Origin of the sequence: Paenibacillus sp. AR247 (genome assembly GCF_002968895.1) — a bacterium.
Lineage (GTDB): Bacteria > Bacillota > Bacilli > Paenibacillales > Paenibacillaceae > Paenibacillus_AQ > Paenibacillus_AQ favisporus.
Genome location: NZ_PCZT01000006.1, coordinates 415,260 through 431,792 on the forward strand (window position 1 = coordinate 415,260; position 16,533 = coordinate 431,792).

General features: G+C 53.0%; 15 protein-coding genes and 1 pseudogene. 13 read left to right on the top strand and 3 right to left on the bottom strand.

The genetic code is table 11. From position 1 onward, the window contains the following. Positions 1-55: 55 nt before the first annotated feature. From CPT76_RS06970 to CPT76_RS06990, 5 genes and pseudogenes are all read left to right on the top strand, one after another. Positions 56-1,762, top strand: a pseudogene (locus CPT76_RS06970) (M3 family oligoendopeptidase). A gap of 318 nt (positions 1,763-2,080) precedes the next feature. Next, the gene (locus tag CPT76_RS06975; RefSeq protein ID WP_374954621.1) at positions 2,081-3,241 is read left to right on the top strand and encodes a type III polyketide synthase; all 1,161 of its coding nucleotides are present in this window, start codon (positions 2,081-2,083) and stop codon (positions 3,239-3,241) included. Next, positions 3,222-3,767, top strand: a complete 546-nt coding sequence (locus CPT76_RS06980) for a methyltransferase domain-containing protein (protein ID WP_374954614.1) — start codon at positions 3,222-3,224, stop codon at positions 3,765-3,767. The genes CPT76_RS06975 and CPT76_RS06980 overlap by 20 nt, the downstream gene beginning before the upstream one ends. Before the next feature lie 252 nt (positions 3,768-4,019). Continuing rightward, positions 4,020-5,162 carry an NAD(P)/FAD-dependent oxidoreductase gene (locus CPT76_RS06985; protein ID WP_181152718.1) on the top strand — a complete coding sequence of 381 codons (1,143 nt, stop codon included), beginning with the start codon at positions 4,020-4,022 and terminating at the stop codon, positions 5,160-5,162. 40 nt (positions 5,163-5,202) lie between these two features. Further along, positions 5,203-6,030 carry an MMPL family transporter gene (locus CPT76_RS06990; protein WP_258168161.1) on the top strand — a complete coding sequence of 276 codons (828 nt, stop codon included), beginning with the start codon at positions 5,203-5,205 and terminating at the stop codon, positions 6,028-6,030. On the opposite strand, the gene coaA is transcribed toward CPT76_RS06990, so the two are convergent. Beyond that, a complete protein-coding gene (coaA, locus tag CPT76_RS06995; protein ID WP_105442365.1) occupies positions 6,016-6,936 on the bottom strand; it encodes a type I pantothenate kinase in 921 nt (306 codons plus the stop codon). The genes CPT76_RS06990 and coaA overlap by 15 nt on opposite strands. A gap of 284 nt (positions 6,937-7,220) precedes the next feature. Between coaA and CPT76_RS07000 the strand changes: the two genes are divergently transcribed. From CPT76_RS07000 to CPT76_RS07030, 7 genes are all read left to right on the top strand, one after another. Continuing rightward, positions 7,221-8,156: a DNA-binding transcriptional repressor DeoR gene (locus CPT76_RS07000; protein WP_076171822.1), complete on the top strand. Its 936-nt coding sequence runs from the start codon at positions 7,221-7,223 to the stop codon at positions 8,154-8,156. A 241-nt stretch (positions 8,157-8,397) separates the two neighbouring features. Next, the gene (gene deoC, locus CPT76_RS07005; RefSeq protein ID WP_105442366.1) at positions 8,398-9,066 is read left to right on the top strand and encodes a deoxyribose-phosphate aldolase; all 669 of its coding nucleotides are present in this window, start codon (positions 8,398-8,400) and stop codon (positions 9,064-9,066) included. Positions 9,067-9,242: 176 nt separating this feature from the next. Then, positions 9,243-10,421: a NupC/NupG family nucleoside CNT transporter gene (locus CPT76_RS07010; RefSeq protein WP_105442367.1), complete on the top strand. Its 1,179-nt coding sequence runs from the start codon at positions 9,243-9,245 to the stop codon at positions 10,419-10,421. 47 nt (positions 10,422-10,468) lie between these two features. Then, positions 10,469-11,650, top strand: a complete 1,182-nt coding sequence (gene deoB, locus CPT76_RS07015) for a phosphopentomutase (RefSeq protein WP_105442368.1) — start codon at positions 10,469-10,471, stop codon at positions 11,648-11,650. A 49-nt stretch (positions 11,651-11,699) separates the two neighbouring features. Further along, on the top strand, positions 11,700-12,407 hold the full coding sequence (gene deoD / locus CPT76_RS07020) for a purine-nucleoside phosphorylase (RefSeq protein WP_076171689.1): 708 nt from the start codon (positions 11,700-11,702) through the stop codon (positions 12,405-12,407). Between the two features lie 63 nt (positions 12,408-12,470). Continuing rightward, on the top strand, positions 12,471-13,772 hold the full coding sequence (locus CPT76_RS07025; protein WP_089547764.1) for a pyrimidine-nucleoside phosphorylase: 1,302 nt from the start codon (positions 12,471-12,473) through the stop codon (positions 13,770-13,772). A 177-nt stretch (positions 13,773-13,949) separates the two neighbouring features. Beyond that, positions 13,950-14,354, top strand: coding sequence for a MarR family winged helix-turn-helix transcriptional regulator (locus tag CPT76_RS07030; protein WP_258168162.1), 405 nt, complete (start codon positions 13,950-13,952; stop codon positions 14,352-14,354). A gap of 136 nt (positions 14,355-14,490) precedes the next feature. On the opposite strand, the gene CPT76_RS07035 is transcribed toward CPT76_RS07030, so the two are convergent. Beyond that, a complete protein-coding gene (locus CPT76_RS07035) occupies positions 14,491-14,811 on the bottom strand; it encodes a DUF4190 domain-containing protein (RefSeq protein ID WP_076171824.1) in 321 nt (106 codons plus the stop codon). A gap of 230 nt (positions 14,812-15,041) precedes the next feature. Further along, positions 15,042-15,917, bottom strand: a complete 876-nt coding sequence (locus tag CPT76_RS07040; protein ID WP_076171697.1) for an AraC family transcriptional regulator — start codon at positions 15,915-15,917, stop codon at positions 15,042-15,044. Positions 15,918-16,150: 233 nt separating this feature from the next. Between CPT76_RS07040 and CPT76_RS07045 the strand changes: the two genes are divergently transcribed. Beyond that, a partial coding sequence (locus tag CPT76_RS07045; protein WP_146116178.1) for a Gfo/Idh/MocA family protein occupies positions 16,151-16,533 on the top strand: 383 nt, incomplete at its 3' end.

The following is a 16,533-nucleotide window of genomic DNA, read 5'->3' on the forward strand; positions in this document are numbered from 1 at the left end:
CCTGATTCTCTAGTATAATGGTAACGAAAGCCAATCAAGAAGGGATGCGTGATGCATGAAGTTCAGCGAGTACGAATACAAGCGGCCAGACGTGAAAGAAATTGAACAACGGTTTAAACAACTGATCCAGCAGTTCGAGCAGGCGGCTTCCTTTGAAGAGCAGGACAAGGCCATGTCCGATATCAATAAGCTGCGCAGCGAATTCGAAAGCATGGCAGAGATTGCCGTCATTCGCCATTCCATCGATACGAACGATGAATTTTACAAGGCCGAACAAGAATACATCGATGAAGCAAGTCCGGTCTATCAAGAATACATAACCGATTATTATAAAGCGCTTGTAGAGTCCAAATTCAGAAGTGAACTCGAAGCCAAGTGTGGAACGCAACTGTTCAAGCTTGCCGAGCTGGCGCTTAAGTCCTTCCATCCGGATATCATCGAGGATATGCAGCTCAATAACAAGCTGGCCACAGAGTACAGTCAGCTCATCGCCTCTGCGAAGATTCCGTTCGAAGGTGAGGAGCGGACACTGTCCCAGCTGCTGCCGTTTGAGCTGTCGCCGGACCGCGATCTGCGCCGGAGAGCGTCGGAAGCGAGATATTCCTTCATGGCGGAGCATGAGCAAGATTTTGATCGGATCTACGATGAACTCGTGAAAACCCGGACGCGCATGGCTCAAAAGCTCGGTTATAAAAATTACGTTGAGCTTGCCTACATCCGCATGAACCGTACGGACTATGACGCCGACATGGTGGCCAACTTCCGGAAGCAAGTGCTGGAACACATCGTACCCGTAGCCCAGAAGCTGAAGGAACGCCAACGCGAGCGGATCGGTGTCGACTTCCCTGCGGATCTATGACGACATCTATGACGACAATTTCAGCTTCAAGACTGGGAACGCGACGCCAAAAGGGGATGCGGACTGGATTCTGGAGCAAGGGAAGAAGATGTACGCGGAGCTGTCTCCGGAAACCGACGAATTTTTCAAATTCATGGTAGACCGGGAGCTGATGGATCTCGTCAGCAAAAAGGGCAAGCAAAGCGGCGGATACTGCACGTTTATCAGCAAATACGAATCGCCGTTCATTTTCTCCAATTTCAACGGCACTTCCGGAGATATTGACGTTCTCACGCACGAAGCCGGCCACGCCTTCCAGGTCTATTCCAGCCGTCATTATCAGGTGCCGGAATACCTGTGGCCTACGTATGAATCGGCCGAAATCCATTCCATGAGCATGGAGTTCTTCACGTGGCCTTGGATGGATAACTTCTTTAAGGAAGACACGGAGAAATACCATTTTGACCATCTGTCTAGTGCGCTTCTCTTCATTCCGTACGGCGTATCCGTCGACGAATTCCAGCACTTCGTGTATGAGAATCCGGAGGCGACACCGGAGGAACGCAAACGCGCTTGGCGCGAAATCGAGAAGAAGTATTTGCCGCACCGGCAGTACCCGGATAACGAATACCTGGAACGGGGCGGCTTCTGGCACAAACAGGGGCATATCTTCCAGGCGCCGTTCTATTACATCGATTATACGCTGGCGCAAATTTGCGCGTTCCAGTTCTGGAAGAAGATGAACGAGGACCGCGAAGCGGCTTGGGCGGATTACCTGAGACTGTGCCAGGCGGGAGGATCCCGTCCTTTACCGGACTTGTGGAGCTTGCCGGACTGCAGTCGCCGTTTAAAGACGGCACCGTCGCTTCGGTGATCGGCGTCATTGAGAACTGGTTGAACAGCGTGGACGACAAAGCGCTGTAAAAATGAATGATTGCCAATAAAAATGTAGAAAGCAGGCATTGGGGATGAGCCCCATGCCTGCTTTTTGTGTATGCCGTTATTTTGGTGCACACGTTTTCCGCTGACCGGAATCGGGTAAGCATCAGTAGCAGGAGGGTGTTTTCCCTTTTAAGCTGGAGATTTCTGAACAAAGCGATCCTTCCGGTTTATACCACCTAAAGCAGGCAAACAGGTATTTGTCCTTACGGAGCATATGCGTTATTACGGTGAATATACTTGTTCTAAGGCTTATGTGCGTAAATGGGACGTAAATGAATGAATGGAGGTGATCTTTTGACGATCGTCAGTGAACATGGTGCAGGCAGGGCATTGATTCAGGGCATCGGTACGGCGCTTCCGCCTCACCGCCTTTGCCAGGATGACGTATTTGCCAAAATCGAAGCTTCGTTAAGGGAAGAGCCCCACGCGCTAAGGTGGGCGAAAAGAATATTTAAGCAATGCGGAGTCCAGGTCAGGTACACCTGTGAGGAGGATTTCCTCAAACCTGCCGATCAGTGCACGTATCTATCCACGGACAAGCAGCAGGCTGCCCCTTCGACCTCCAAGCGGATGGAGGTGTACCGGAGAGAATCGGTTCCTTTGGCGGAGAAGGCGGCGGAAGAAGCTATGCGTGATGCAGGCGTGGAGGCTTCCGGAATCACTCACATTCTGACGGTAAGCTGTACCGGTCAATTTCTTCCCGGATTAGACACCGTCTTGATTCGCCGGCTTGGATTGTCTGCGCGGATTCAGCGGATCCCGCTGACCTTTCAAGGTTGCGCCGCCGGTTTGAGGGCGATTCAGTTAGCACAGCAAATCGTGTCGGCGAGCCCGGCAGCAACGGTGCTCATCGTTTGCGTCGAACTGTGCACGATCCATTTGCAGCCTTCGGGATCCCGTGAAGCCTTGTTCGGCGCTTCATTTTTTGGGGACGGGGCTTCGGCATGTATCGTCAGCTCCGGTGAAGCCGACCAACAGGGAGGGTTCCAACTCGGCGGAGGACACTCTGTGCTCCTTCCGGATTCTGCAGACGAAATGATTTGGGAGGTCGGGAACACCGGTTTTGATTTATACCTCTCCCCCAATATCCCCAAGCTGCTCAGAACGTTCCTGCGGGATGAAGTGGACCGGCTGCTGGACGGAGGAGCACTTCCGCCGCTATGGGCGATTCATCCGGGCGGACGGGGCATCGTAGATGCCGTCCAGGATTTATTTGGGCTGGAGGACAGCCAGACCGAATTCAGTAGGAACGTGCTGCGGGACTTCGGGAATTTATCCTCTGCGACGCTGCTGTTCGTATTAAAAGGGATGAGAGAGCGTTTGAGGGAACAAGGCGAGGGTGAACGGTCCGGAGTGGCCCTCGCGTTTGGCCCGGGCTTGACTGCAGAACTCCTTCGATTTACGTATGTTCCTTCATTCGTTACGAAACGGGAGTCAAGTTATGAGTATGCCGGCCTTTAAGCGGTTAAACCGGCGGGCCGTGGAAGAGGAATACATGGACGACTTCAGCACGGGCGGCGACGAGCTGCTGGAAGCGCTGCGCCATTTGCGACGACTGAACCGGATCTTTGGTGCTTCGTCTCCATCCTTATACGGGTTCAAGCGGTTGTGGCGTCAATTCGGCCGACCGGACAGGGTATCGGTGCTGGATATTGGCGCCGGCTCGGGAGATGTGAACCGCCGCATTCTGCGCTGGGCTGCCCGAAACGGGGTCGATGTCCGGATTACATTAGTGGACATTACGGAAGAAGCCTGCGAGGAGGCCAGAAACCTGTACCAGGGAGTATCGAATATTACGGTCAGACGCTGCGATTTGTTTGACCTTCCGGAAGGCAGCGCCGATATCGTCATGTCCTCGCAGTTCCTTCACCACTTTGACGACGTCCGGCTTCCCGAAGTGGTGGGGCAGATGCTGAAGGCATCCCGTCTGGGCGTCGTGATCAGCGATACAACCGTTATATACGGCATGATGGGCCCCTGTCGGTAGCGAAGGGTTTCAAGTCTTCCGATTGGATCAGGTTGAGACAGCGGCTGCAGGAGCAGGAGGGGCAAGCGGACTTGCTGTACAGCTGGAAGCCGTTATTCCGTTATGTGGCTGTTGTTCATAAAACGGGAAAAATATAAATGAAACCTACATTTTAATCGCGGTCACTCATCCTTGATTGGCCTCGATTGGTTTTCTTATCAAAAGCGGACTTTTTGAACAATCTCTATAAAACAGCGAAAGGAGATGATTCCCATGCAGGACGCGGTCATAATCGGAGCTGGCCTTGCCGGCTGCAGTTTAGCTATCCGGCTGTCCGCTCAAGGGTGGAAGACCGTGCTTATAGACCGTCAGTATTTTCCCCGTCATAAGCCATGCGGGGAATTTCTGTCTCCGGAGGCGAGGGAGACGCTGGCCAGCCTTGGTGTAGCGGAGGCTGTCGAGCGAATGGAGCCGAATCCGATTCACCGGGCCCGCCTGGTGCTGAGGCATGGACAGGTGCTGGAAGCAGCGCTCCCCGGTACAGGCTGGGGCATCAGCCGGTATACGCTGGATGCCGGCCTGCACCGGGCTGCACGGGAGGCGGGTGTGGAAATACGGGACGCGACGACGGTCACAAGCATTCATGCCCGTGAGGATGGAGACGGATATATCGTCGGAACCCGGACCGGCGGACTCAGCGATACGCTGGAGGCGAGAACGGTGATTGCCGCCTGGGGCTGTCACCGCCGGCCGGATTTGATCGATTATGAAGAAATGGGGCAGGACGGGCATGCCTACATCGGGATTAAAACGCATATGACGGGGCTCGCAGGGACGGAAGCCGTGGAACTTTATCTGGTTCCCGGAGGCTACATCGGGATCGCCCCTGTGGAAGCGGGCACATATAATGTAGCCGCGCTTCTGCGGCGGGACCGGTTGAAAGGCGCGGGAGTGAAGATGAAGGAGCTGCTGGATTTTGCGGCAAGCGGCAATCCCCTGCTTGCCCGCCGTTTGGCGGAAGGAACGCCGACCGACGGGACGATGATCTCGACCGCGCCGGTATATTTGTCCCGCCGGCCTCAGCCCTGGCGGATGATTCCGCATGCCGGAGATGCCTGCGCCATGATTCCGCCGCTCTTCGGAGACGGGATGAGCGCCGCCCTGCGTTCCGGCATTCTGTGCGCCTCGTTTGCCGACCGCTATTTGCGGGGCAAGCTTAGCATGCAGGACTGGGAGCGGCTGTATACCGAGGCGGTACACCGTGAGTTCAGCGGTATTTTGCGAAAAGGGCGCTATTTGCAGGCGATCAGCGGCCGGCCCTCTGCCGGCAGGATTCTGTCAGGCTTTGCCCGGCTGTTCCCACCGGTCGCTGATTCATTGGTCAAAGCGACGCGGCTGAAGAACACGATGTCTTAGTTAGACTGCAGACCGCATGCCGACAGGAGGAGGGAATCGGGTGATTTACCGTTTCATAACCGGACTTGCTCTCCGCTATCCTGCGTGGGTGCTGGCATGCTGGACTGCGCTGCTCGTCCTGTGCGGTTCGGCAGCGATATCACTGCCTTCCATCCTGAAGGATCACGGGCTGCGTACGGAGGGGACTTCCGCACAGGTCGAGCGGATCCTTTCGGAAGATTACCAACTCCCCCATGAACCGGCCGTTGTCGTCTTCGAACGGGAGCCCGGAGCCTCCCGCGCTTCGTTTGAATCGGGAATCCGGACGGTATTGGAACATCTCCGGCGGGTGGACGGCAGCCTGACCGTCATTTCACCGCTGGAGCATGAGGGGGGTTTTCGTTCGATCATCATACCGGTCAAAGCACTGCTGATGAACCTGCTCAGCCTTACGGCGTCGTTCGGGGTGCTGGTGTACTTTTTTCAAGATGGGATGCTGGGGGGCGGATCAGGCAGCATCGCTGTCATGATCCCGGTATTTATCTTTGGATTGGTGTTCGGGGTTAGTATGGATTACGGCGTTTTCCTGCTGTCCCGAATGACCGAGGTGTATCATCGCACAGGAAATGCGGATAAGGCAATAGCTGCGGGACTCTCTTCCACGGGGAAAGTGATCACCTCAGCGGCAGCCATCATGATCGCTGTCACTTTGCCGTTTATCGCAGGGGACGTGGAAGGAGTCAGACAGCTTGGGTTCGGTATCGCTGCGGCGATCCTGATCGATGCGACCCTGATCCGCTTTATGCTCGTTCCAGCGTTAATGAAGCTGATGGGGCATGTCAATTGGTGGCTGCCGCATCAGCTTCGCCGCTGGTTATTTACGGAGTAATAGCTGCTGGATCTGATGATCCGGCCCTTTTTTTAAGATCAGCTTGGCACGCGCCTTCGTAGGCAGAATGTTCTCCATTAAATTTTTCAGATTGATCGTTCTCCAGATTTCCGACGCGTTCTGCACGGCTTCCTCTTCGGAGAGACTGGCAAATTTGTGAAAGTAGGACCTTGGATCTTGGAAGGCGGTATCGCGGAGCAGTTGGTAACGCTCGATATACCAGCTGCGGATATCCTGCTCTTCGGCGTCGATGTAGATCGAGAAATCAAAGAAGTCGCTGATAAAGACCGGCGCTTCCGTATTGACCTGAAGGACGTTAATCCCTTCCAGTATGAGGATATCCGGCTGGTCGATCAGCTGCTCCTCGTCCGCCAGAATATCATAGGCCAGGTGCGAATAGACCGGGGCCTTCAGTGCAGGCTGTCCGGATTTGACGCTGCTGATAAACTGCATCAGCTTCTTGATGTCATAGCTCTCCGGAAATCCCTTTTTGTTCATGATGCCTTTTTCCTCAAGAACGCGGTTCGGGTACAGGAAGCCGTCCGTCGTGACCAGATCTACGCGCGGATGCTCCTGCCATCTGGACAGCAGCGTTTGCAGCAGGCGTGCGGTCGTGCTTTTGCCTACGGCTACGCTGCCGGCGATCCCGATAATATAAGGCGATTTGGGTGCTCGGATGCCGGTGAATGTGTTCATCTTTTCTTGAAGCTGCTGGAAAGCACTTACATACAAATGAATGAGGCGGGTCAGCGGAAGATAAATGTCGCGCACTTCCCGCAGCGAAATTTTCTCGTTCAAGCCTTTGAGGCGTTCAAATTCCTCTTCTGTCAGCGGAAGCTTCGAGTCCTCTTGTGCCGCCTTCCAGTCCTTCCGGTCAAATGTATAATAAGGGGAGTATGTGTTCATGGTACACTCGCTTTCTAAACAAAGTAGGGCCATGCCAAACCAGCTCCTGTCGTTTCAAGAGTATGTAAACGGGAAGTGAATCCCAAAATAAACTGTGACATTGCGCGTTACTAATGCGAACTGAATTATAGCATGTTAAGCGGCTTAAATAAACCTTAGGGTTAAAAATGGATACCAGAAAAACCGTTCAATCGACAAAAGGGTTTGGGCTTTCGGGAACAAGAGGTATAATAGGATCAGTGCAAGCCAAATCATGCGAGAGCGGGACAAGTGAGCTGAGGACGATGGACATTGAAAGACAAAGATTAGCAATTGAGGCAGCCAGACTGTATTACCAGTCCGATTACAGCCAGCAGGATATCGCCGAGCGGCTGGGCGTTTCCAGGCCGACGGTATCGAGACTGCTTCAGCATGCCAAGGAACAAGGATACGTGCGGATCGAAATTGTCGACCCTGGCGAAGATTTAAACGTACTGGGCCGGAAGCTGAAGCGCAAATACGGCTTGGATACAGTACAGGTCTGTTATTCCCCGTTAAATCAGTACGAGGAAATCAAGAAGCATATCAGTAAAAAGGCAGCCGAGTTCCTCCACGAGATCGTCCAGGACAAAGATATTATCGGGGTCACTTGGGGGACCACAATGCATGCTGTCGCGCTTCAGCTTGCGCCCAAGCAGGTAAAAGGCGTCGAGGTCGTGCAGCTGAAGGGCGGTGTCAGCCATTCCCACGTCAACACCTATGCGGCGGAGACGGTGAACCTGTTTGCGGAGGCGTTCCAGACGGTTGCGAGATACCTGCCGCTGCCGGTCATCTTCGACAACATCGAGCTGAAGCGGATCGTGGAGGAAGACCGGCATATCAGCCGGATCATCGAGCTTGGCAAACAGGCGAACATTGCTGTGTTCACGGTCGGTACGGTGAAGGAAGACGCGCTGCTTTTCCGGCTGGGATATTTTAACGAGCAGGAGCAGGAGCTGCTGAAGAAGTCCGGTGCCGGAGACATCTGTTCACGTTTTTTTGATGAAACGGGCCAGATCTGCAGCGAAGAGATCAATAACCGGACAGTCGGAATCGACCTTCACGAGCTTCAAAAGAAGGAAAAGTCCATTCTGGTTGCCGGTGGAGAACGCAAGGTGGAGGCCATTCAAGCGGCCCTCGCGGGGAATTACGCGAACATTTTGATCACGGATCAGTTTACAGCACAGGCTCTGATCTCTTAGAAAATCATTCATTTCATATCGATTGCTTTTTTTGATTTCCGTCCGGATTACATAGGGCGGATTTTTTTTGCGCACATTACGGGAGTGGGCAGAACGATTTTGTGAACATAATTTCACGATCTATTTACATATGTTCAGGCCGGTGTTATGATAGTCGTGCAGCTTGAAAGAAAAGCTTTTCAATTCCAGGGAATTGGATAAATAAAAGAATAACCCAACATGAATCAAGGAGTGGATCAGAATGACAAATTTGGCGGGAATGATCGATCATACCCTGCTTAAGGCAGATGCCACCCAGGCCGAGATCAGCAAGCTGATTGACGAGGCGAAGAAGTATGAATTCGCATCGGTGTGCGTAAATCCGACCTGGGTCAAATTCGCTGCAGAACAGCTGAAGGATTCTAAAGTGAAGGTTTGTACGGTTATCGGTTTTCCTCTGGGAGCCACAACTTCGGCCGTCAAAGCATTTGAAGCGAAGGACGCGATCGCTGGTGGCGCAACGGAAGTCGACATGGTCATCAATATCGGCGCGCTCAAGGACGGCGAGGACGATCTCGTGGAAGCCGACATCAAGGCGGTGGTAGATGCGGCTGCCGGCAAGGCTCTGGTCAAAGTCATTATTGAAACCTGCCTGCTGACGGACGAAGAGAAGGAACGCGCAAGCCGCTTGGCGGTTAAGGCGGGAGCCGATTTCGTAAAAACTTCGACGGGCTTCTCCACAGGCGGTGCTACTCCGGAAGACATTCGCTTGATGCGCCAAACGGTAGGTCCGAATATCGGCGTCAAAGCATCCGGCGGTGTACGCAGTCTCGAGGACATGAACAAAATGATCGAAGCGGGCGCAAGCCGTATCGGTGCTAGCTCCGGCGTTAAGATTATGGAGGGCGGCCAATCCTCGGCATCCTATTAATAAGTAATAAGGAAGAGAAGAGTCTCGCGCTGAAGTAAAGTATGCATGAAATGAACGGAAGCGGTTCACATCGGAATATGGCAAACCGGGCGGGAAGCTTCCGTTTCTATTAATATCAAGTCTGTAAGCGCTTAATAGATTTGGTTTCATAAAAAATTTCAACTGGGGAGACAGCTATGAAATATTTGATTGCGGTACTAGGGTTACTTGTTGTTTTTGCCCTGTCCTTCGTGGCCAGCAACGACAAGCGGAAGATCCGCTATCGCCCGCTGGTGATCATGATCATTCTCCAGATTATTCTGGGGTACGTTCTGCTCAACACCGTCCTTGGCACCGTGCTGATCAAAGGCTTTTCCGGTATTTTTGAAAAGCTGCTGGTCTATGCCGGAGAAGGGGTCAACTTCGTGTTCGGCGGTATCGCCAACGAAGGACAGGCACCGTTCTTCCTCGGCGTGCTGCTGCCGATCATTTTCATATCGGCACTGATCGGCATTCTGCAGTATTTTCGCATCCTGCCGTTTATTATCCGGTACATCGGCCTCGTGCTGAGCAAGGTGAACGGGATGGGCAAGCTGGAATCGTATAACGCGGTCGCTTCCGCGATCCTGGGCCAATCCGAAGTGTTCATTTCCGTGAAAAAGCAGATCGGCCTGCTGCCGAAGCACCGGCTGTATACGCTCTGTGCCTCGGCCATGTCCACCGTTTCGATGTCGATCGTAGGCGCCTATATGACGATGATCGATCCGAAATACGTGGTCACCGCACTGGTGCTGAACCTGTTCGGCGGGTTTATCATCGCTTCGATTTTGAACCCATACAAGGTGACCAAGGAAGAAGATGAACTTGTCGTTCAGGAAGAAGAGAAGCAGTCCTTCTTCGAAATGCTGGGCGAATACATTATGGACGGCTTCAAAGTCGCCATTACGGTTGCTGCGATGCTGATCGGATTCGTCGCCCTGATCGCCCTGATCAATGGCATATTTGACGGCATCTTCGGCATTTCGTTCCAGGAACTGCTGGGCTACATCTTTGCACCGTTTGCCTTTGTTATGGGCGTTCCATGGAAGGAAGCGGTGGAAGCGGGAAGCATTATGGCCACCAAAATGGTGTCCAACGAGTTTGTTGCCATGCTGGAACTCGGCAAGCATACCGCATTGTCCGCACGCACGACCGGCATCGTATCCGTGTTCCTCGTTTCCTTTGCGAACTTCTCATCCATCGGCATTATCGCTGGTGCGGTCAAAGGCCTGCATGAGAAGCAGGGTAACGTCGTCGCGCGTTTCGGCTTGAAGCTGCTGTACGGGGCGACGCTGGTCAGCGTCTTGTCCGCGATCATCGCAGGACTGTTTCTATAAAAGACTTGCGTCATGTATACTCAAGGATGAAGGAGTGATAGAAACTTATGCCAAACTTTAAACGTATCCACCTGATTGTTATGGACTCCGTGGGGATCGGCGAAGCGCCGGATGCCGCCCAGTTCGACGATTTTGACGTCGATACCTTCGGGCATATCGCCCGTGAGCGCGGCGGCTTGAACATGCCGAATATGGGCAAGCTCGGCCTGTCCAATATCCGCGAAATCGAAGGGATTGCCAAAGCGGACAAGCCGCTGGCGTATTATACAAAAATGCAGGAAAAATCCGCAGGGAAAGACACGATGACCGGCCACTGGGAGATCATGGGGCTGTACATCGATACGCCGTTCCGGGTGTTCCCTGATGGCTTTCCCGACGAGTTGATTCAGCGTATCGAAGAGAAGACAGGCCGCAAAGTCATTGGCAACAAGCCGGCGAGCGGCACTGAAATTATCGACGAGCTCGGGGAAGAGCATATGAAGACGGGAGCGCTCATCATCTACACCTCAGCCGATTCCGTGCTTCAAATCGCGGCTCACGAAGAGATCGTGCCGTTGAAAGAACTTTATGAAATTTGCGAATTTTGCCGGGAAATTACGCTGGACGATCCGTACATGCTGGGCCGGATTATTGCCCGTCCGTTCGTGGGCCAGCCCGGATCCTTCAAGCGTACCGCCAACCGTCATGATTATGCGCTGAAGCCGTTTGACCGCACCGTGATGAACGAGCTGAAGGATGCGAATTTCGACGTGATCGCGATCGGTAAAATTTCCGATATCTATGACGGGGAAGGCGTGACCAAGGCGATCCGCACCACGTCCAACATGGACGGCATGGACAAGATCATCGGTATTATGGATGAGGACTTTACAGGACTCAGCTTCGTGAACCTGGTCGATTTTGACGCGCTGTACGGCCACCGCCGCGACCCGCAGGGTTATGGACAAGCCTTGGAAGAGTACGATGCGCGCCTGCCGGAAATGTTTGCCAAGATGACGGATGACGACCTTCTGATCATCACGGCGGACCACGGCAACGATCCGACATACCGCGGCACTGATCATACGCGTGAATACGTACCGCTGCTGGTGTATTCACCGCGCTTCGCCAATGGAGGCAGCGAGCTTCCGCTGCGGAAGACGTTTGCCGATCTTGGTGCGACCGTGGCCGAGAACTTTGGCGTCCCGATGCCGAAATACGGCACCAGCTTCCTGGGAGACTTGAAGTAGCACGATTTTACAATATACATGAATCCATGACCTATGGGGAGGAAAAGAAATGAGCACTCATATTGGAGCCAAGGCAGGAGAAATCGCAGAAACGATCCTTTTACCGGGGGATCCGCTGCGGGCCAAATTCATCGCGGAAACGTATTTGCAGGATGTGCAATGCTACAACGAAGTGAGAGGCATGCTCGGTTTTACAGGCACGTACAAAGGGCAGCGTATTTCCGTGCAGGGAACCGGCATGGGAATTCCGTCGATCAGCATATACGTCAATGAACTGATCCGCGAGTACGGCGTCAAAAATTTGATGCGCGTCGGCACTTGCGGCAGCATGCAGGAGCATGTACATGTGCGTGACGTGATCCTTGCGCAGGCTTCCTGCACCGATTCCGGCGCCAACCGCCACCAATTCGGAGGATACGATTTTTCGCCGATCGCAAGCTTTAACCTGCTGAAATCCGCGTACGATAAAGGGATTGAAAAAGGCTTGAAGCTGCATGTGGGCAACGTATTCAGCTCCGACATCTTCTACCGTGACGATAAATCAATCGTTGAGAAGCTGATGGAGCACGGCGTTCTGGCCGTTGAGATGGAAACGACAGCCCTGTACACGCTGGCAGCCAAGTTTGGCGTCAATGCATTGACCCTGCTGACCGTTAGCGACCACCTCCTGACAGGTGAAGAAACGAGTGCCGAAGAGCGCCAAACCACGTTTAACGACATGATGGAAGTGGCTCTGGAAACGGCGATCGGATTGTAATCGCAGCATTCTTTCATCCCATTCACAGACTAACAATCACATAGAAAGCGAGGCAGACATCCGATGAGAATGGTTGACTTGATTGAGAAGAAACGGGACGGCGGCGAGCTGTCCACGGAAGAGATTAATTTCATTATTGATGGATATACCAAAGGGGATATCCCTGATTACCAAATGAGTGCGTGGGCCATGGCTGTATTTTTCCAGAACATGACGCAGCGCGAGCGCGCCGATCTCACCATGGCTATGGTGAATTCCGGCGATACGATTGACCTGTCCGCCATCGAAGGCGTCAAGGTCGACAAGCACTCCACTGGCGGTGTGGGCGATACGACGACGCTGGTGCTGGCACCGCTCGTGGCGGCGCTGGACATTCCGGTAGCCAAAATGTCTGGCCGCGGTCTGGGCCATACCGGCGGTACGATCGACAAGCTGGAGGCGATTGAAGGCTTCCACGTGGAGATCGACCGCGAAGAATTCGTTCGTCTGGTGAACCAGGACAAAATCGCCGTCATCGGGCAGACCGGTAACCTGACGCCGGCCGACAAGAAGCTGTACGCGCTGCGCGACGTGACCGGCACGGTCAACTCGATCCCGCTGATCGCTTCCTCGATCATGAGCAAAAAAATAGCCGCTGGCTCAGATGCCATCGTGCTCGACGTTAAGACGGGAGCCGGCGCTTTCATGAAAACGGTGGACGATGCCAAGGAACTGGCTCACGCCATGGTCAGCATCGGCAACAACGTCGGCCGCAAAACGATGGCCGTGATCTCCGACATGAGCCAGCCGCTCGGCCTCGCGATCGGCAATGCGCTGGAAGTTAAGGAAGCCATTGATACGCTGCAGGGCAAAGGACCGAAGGATCTTGAAGAGCTCTGCCTTGCCCTGGGCCGCCAAATGGTGTTCCTGGCGAACAAAGCCAGCTCCCTGGAAGAAGCCGAAGAGAAGCTGAAGGAAGTCATCAAGAACGGCAAAGCGCTGGAGAAATTCAAGGAGTTCATCAAGAACCAGGGTGGCAACCCGGATGTCGTCGACCATCCGGAGAATCTCCCGCAGGCCAAATACCAGATCGAAGTACCGGCGAAGGAAGACGGCGTAGTCGCCGAGATCGTCGCCGACGAGATCGGTACGGCGGCCATGTGGCTGGGCGCCGGCCGCGCGACCAAGGAATCGGAGATCGATCTGGCCGTCGGCCTGATGCTGAACAAGAAGATCGGGGATTCCGTGAAGAAGGGTGAGTCGCTCGTCACGATCCATGCGAACCGCGAAAACGTGGACGACGTCATCGGTAAGATTTACGAAAATATCCGAATCTCCGATCATGCCGAAGCGCCAACACTGGTGTACGGCATCATCACAGAATAGGCCCTACAGGCTGGAGCCTGGAACTTGCAGAAGTTCCAGGCTTTTTTTATTGCTTCGGGTTTCATTGACCAAGCCGTTAAATCAAGGTATACTTCAGCATATGTAGTTGATTAGTAAACAATTATTTCGAGGTGAAGAGTATTGGAGCAGACAGGCAGTGTTTCCAGGTGGATATCGGTGCTGCACCGCCAGTTTCAAATCTATTTGAACCGGGAATTGAAGGAGCATGACATTAATTCGTCGGAGTACATTTTCCTGGTCAACTTGTATATCGAGGACGGGGTATCGCAGGAGAAGCTGTCGGCCAACCTGTTTATCAACAAAGCGGCGACAGCACGGGCTATCAGCAGGCTGGAGGCGCTCGGTTATGTTAAGCGGATTCGGGATCCTCAGGACAGCCGGGCGTATTTGGTGACCCTGACCGAGAAAGGGTTGGAGAAGCGGAAGTTTATCAGGTCGAAGCTGAAGGCGTGGACGGATATCATTTCGAGCGGCCTGACCTCTGAGGAGACCGATGACATGATCCGCAAATTAAAGATCATGTCCGCCAATGCGGTCGCGGAGACGAAGGGATTGACATAAATCAGCCGGCCGAGGAACGCAGCGCTCTGTCCGTGGAACGCCAAACAGCGCAGAAAACGCACGAAATTTATAAAACAGAAAAAGGAATGGGCTACGGGATGCCTCATTCCTTTTTGTGTACCCGTTTGGACGGGAGTTATGCCGTTTTCACTCTTGGTACGGTAGACATGACGTCATATAAAGTGGACGAGTCGATATCCGATCCGAAGAACGCGACCGCGAGCACGACGAAGAGCAGAATCAGGCCCCATAGGAGCACGCCGATAATACCGCACACGAGCCCGGCAATCGCCATGCCTTTTCCTTGTTCATACCCCCGTTTGAGTTCCTTAAAAGAAAGGGCGGCAAAGATGATCGCCAGAATCCCCAGGATAAATCCTATGTACAAAATCATTACGCTTAGGATGCCGAGCACCATTGAGGCAATGGCTTTGCCATTCGTCTTGGGCGGCGTCATTGGCGGCTGCGGCTGAAAATGTTGATACGGGTCTGGTGAATGTGGATCCAACTGTGATTTCCTCCTCCTGCATTTGGCAGAACACTTTATGTTTATATATTCTGCTTAACATGTCTATTATCACTTAGCCGGACCTATTTGTCGATATTTTTTCGGACGAAATTCCCAGATTTGACGCACTTTTGCCTGTTTTGTCCGAACACAGGAAGCATTCTTGAAGCCATTGCTTTCTATACGCTGAAGCTCTTTCGGAGCTCCGAGGGGGATACATGCTTGTATTTTTTGAAGGCCCGGCTGAAATAATAGATGTCCTTGAAGCCGGAAGACAGGGCAATCTCCGAAATGTTCATTCTGGAGTTGCGCAGCAGGTATTCGGATTTGTTGATTCTAAGCGTGTTGACGTACTCGGTTACCGTCCGAGCCGTAAGCTCCTTGAACAGGCGGCTGAAATGAAAACGGCTGAGGCCGGCCAGCCCGGCCAGCAGATCGACGGACAGTTCTTCTTGGTAATGCTCCTCAATATATTGAAAAATAGGGGTAAACCGCTCCAAATTTTTCAGCCTGTACAGGCTCTCTTCCGGAGAAAGCGTATCTTTGCCGTAGCGGCGCAGCAGTATGGCTAGCAGACGGTACAGATAGGATTTGATCGACAGCTCATAGCCGAGTTCCCGTTCGTCCATTTCCCGGATTAGAGACGTGGCGCACTCGGTAATTTCCGGATCGCCGGAAATTTTGCTTGCGAACATAATCTGGTTCTGCGTTATCGGCGTAATAAACTTCGTTTCGACAGCGTCCGGTGTCTGGCTCTGCAGCAGCTTGATATCGACGATCATCGCATAATAGACCAAATCATCGGACAGGCATACCCCGTAATGCAGGTCGTTGCTGTTCACGACCACCATCTCACCCGCTTGAACTTCATAAGGAACCGAGTTCAGCTCGATGAGCGCGGAGCCTTTGGTAAAATACAGAAACTCCATATGATTGTGCCAATGGTGGGTAAACAGCGTTTTCCCGTATTCCTTGGCGGTACAATAATGGATCTTCATCGGAAAAAAACGGTCGGGCATATCCATCGGCTCCAGCAGAGCAAGGGGTCTATCCATCCAAGTCACCTCAAAATCGCACAATAAGATAAATTATTAGCATAGCTCTTCATGGCAGTTCCGCCTGTTCTTATTATAATTCAATATATATAGGTTGAACTAATTTTTTTACACCTTAATGGCCTGATCGTGCTTGCCTTTTTATGGGTGACATTCACGCGCAGGAAGGACTGCACGGGTTCAATCTACATTTGGAAGCCAAATGCGAGAACCAAAAGGAGAGTTGAAAACGCATGGATAAAGTAAGAGTAGCTGTAATCGGAGCAGGGTCCATTTCGGAGTCCCATTTAAACTCGTATCAAAACAACCCGGAGGCGGAGATCGTCGCGATCTGCGATTTGAACGGGGAAAGAGCCAAGGCCGCTGCCCAGAAATACGGAGCTCAGAAAACATATACCGACTATCATGAACTGCTGGCTGACCCTGATGTCGATGCCGTGAGCATCTGCACATGGAACAACCAGCATGCTGAAATCAGCATTGCGGCCGCCAAAGCGGGCAAGCATGTCCTGGTGGAAAAGCCGCTGTGCAGAACGGTTGAGGAAGCGCTTCAGATCCAGGAAGCCGCACATGCCGGCGGAAAGGTGTTCCAAGTAGGCTATGTGCGCCGCTTTCG

What these genes read in the sequence shown, in the direction of transcription:
- CPT76_RS06980 (WP_374954614.1), top strand. Translation starts at nt 3,222, where the DNA reads ATGAGTATGCCGGCCTTTAAGCGGTTAAACCGGCGGGCCGTGGAAGAG.
- CPT76_RS06985 (WP_181152718.1), top strand. Translation starts at nt 4,020, where the DNA reads ATGCAGGACGCGGTCATAATCGGAGCTGGCCTTGCCGGCTGCAGTTTA.
- coaA (WP_105442365.1), bottom strand. Translation starts at nt 6,936, where the DNA reads ATGAACACATACTCCCCTTATTATACATTTGACCGGAAGGACTGGAAG.
- CPT76_RS07000 (WP_076171822.1), top strand. Translation starts at nt 7,221, where the DNA reads ATGGACATTGAAAGACAAAGATTAGCAATTGAGGCAGCCAGACTGTAT.
- deoC (WP_105442366.1), top strand. Translation starts at nt 8,398, where the DNA reads ATGACAAATTTGGCGGGAATGATCGATCATACCCTGCTTAAGGCAGAT.
- CPT76_RS07010 (WP_105442367.1), top strand. Translation starts at nt 9,243, where the DNA reads ATGAAATATTTGATTGCGGTACTAGGGTTACTTGTTGTTTTTGCCCTG.
- deoB (WP_105442368.1), top strand. Translation starts at nt 10,469, where the DNA reads ATGCCAAACTTTAAACGTATCCACCTGATTGTTATGGACTCCGTGGGG.
- deoD (WP_076171689.1), top strand. Translation starts at nt 11,700, where the DNA reads ATGAGCACTCATATTGGAGCCAAGGCAGGAGAAATCGCAGAAACGATC.
- CPT76_RS07025 (WP_089547764.1), top strand. Translation starts at nt 12,471, where the DNA reads ATGAGAATGGTTGACTTGATTGAGAAGAAACGGGACGGCGGCGAGCTG.
- CPT76_RS07035 (WP_076171824.1), bottom strand. Translation starts at nt 14,811, where the DNA reads ATGACGCCGCCCAAGACGAATGGCAAAGCCATTGCCTCAATGGTGCTC.
- CPT76_RS07040 (WP_076171697.1), bottom strand. Translation starts at nt 15,917, where the DNA reads ATGGATAGACCCCTTGCTCTGCTGGAGCCGATGGATATGCCCGACCGT.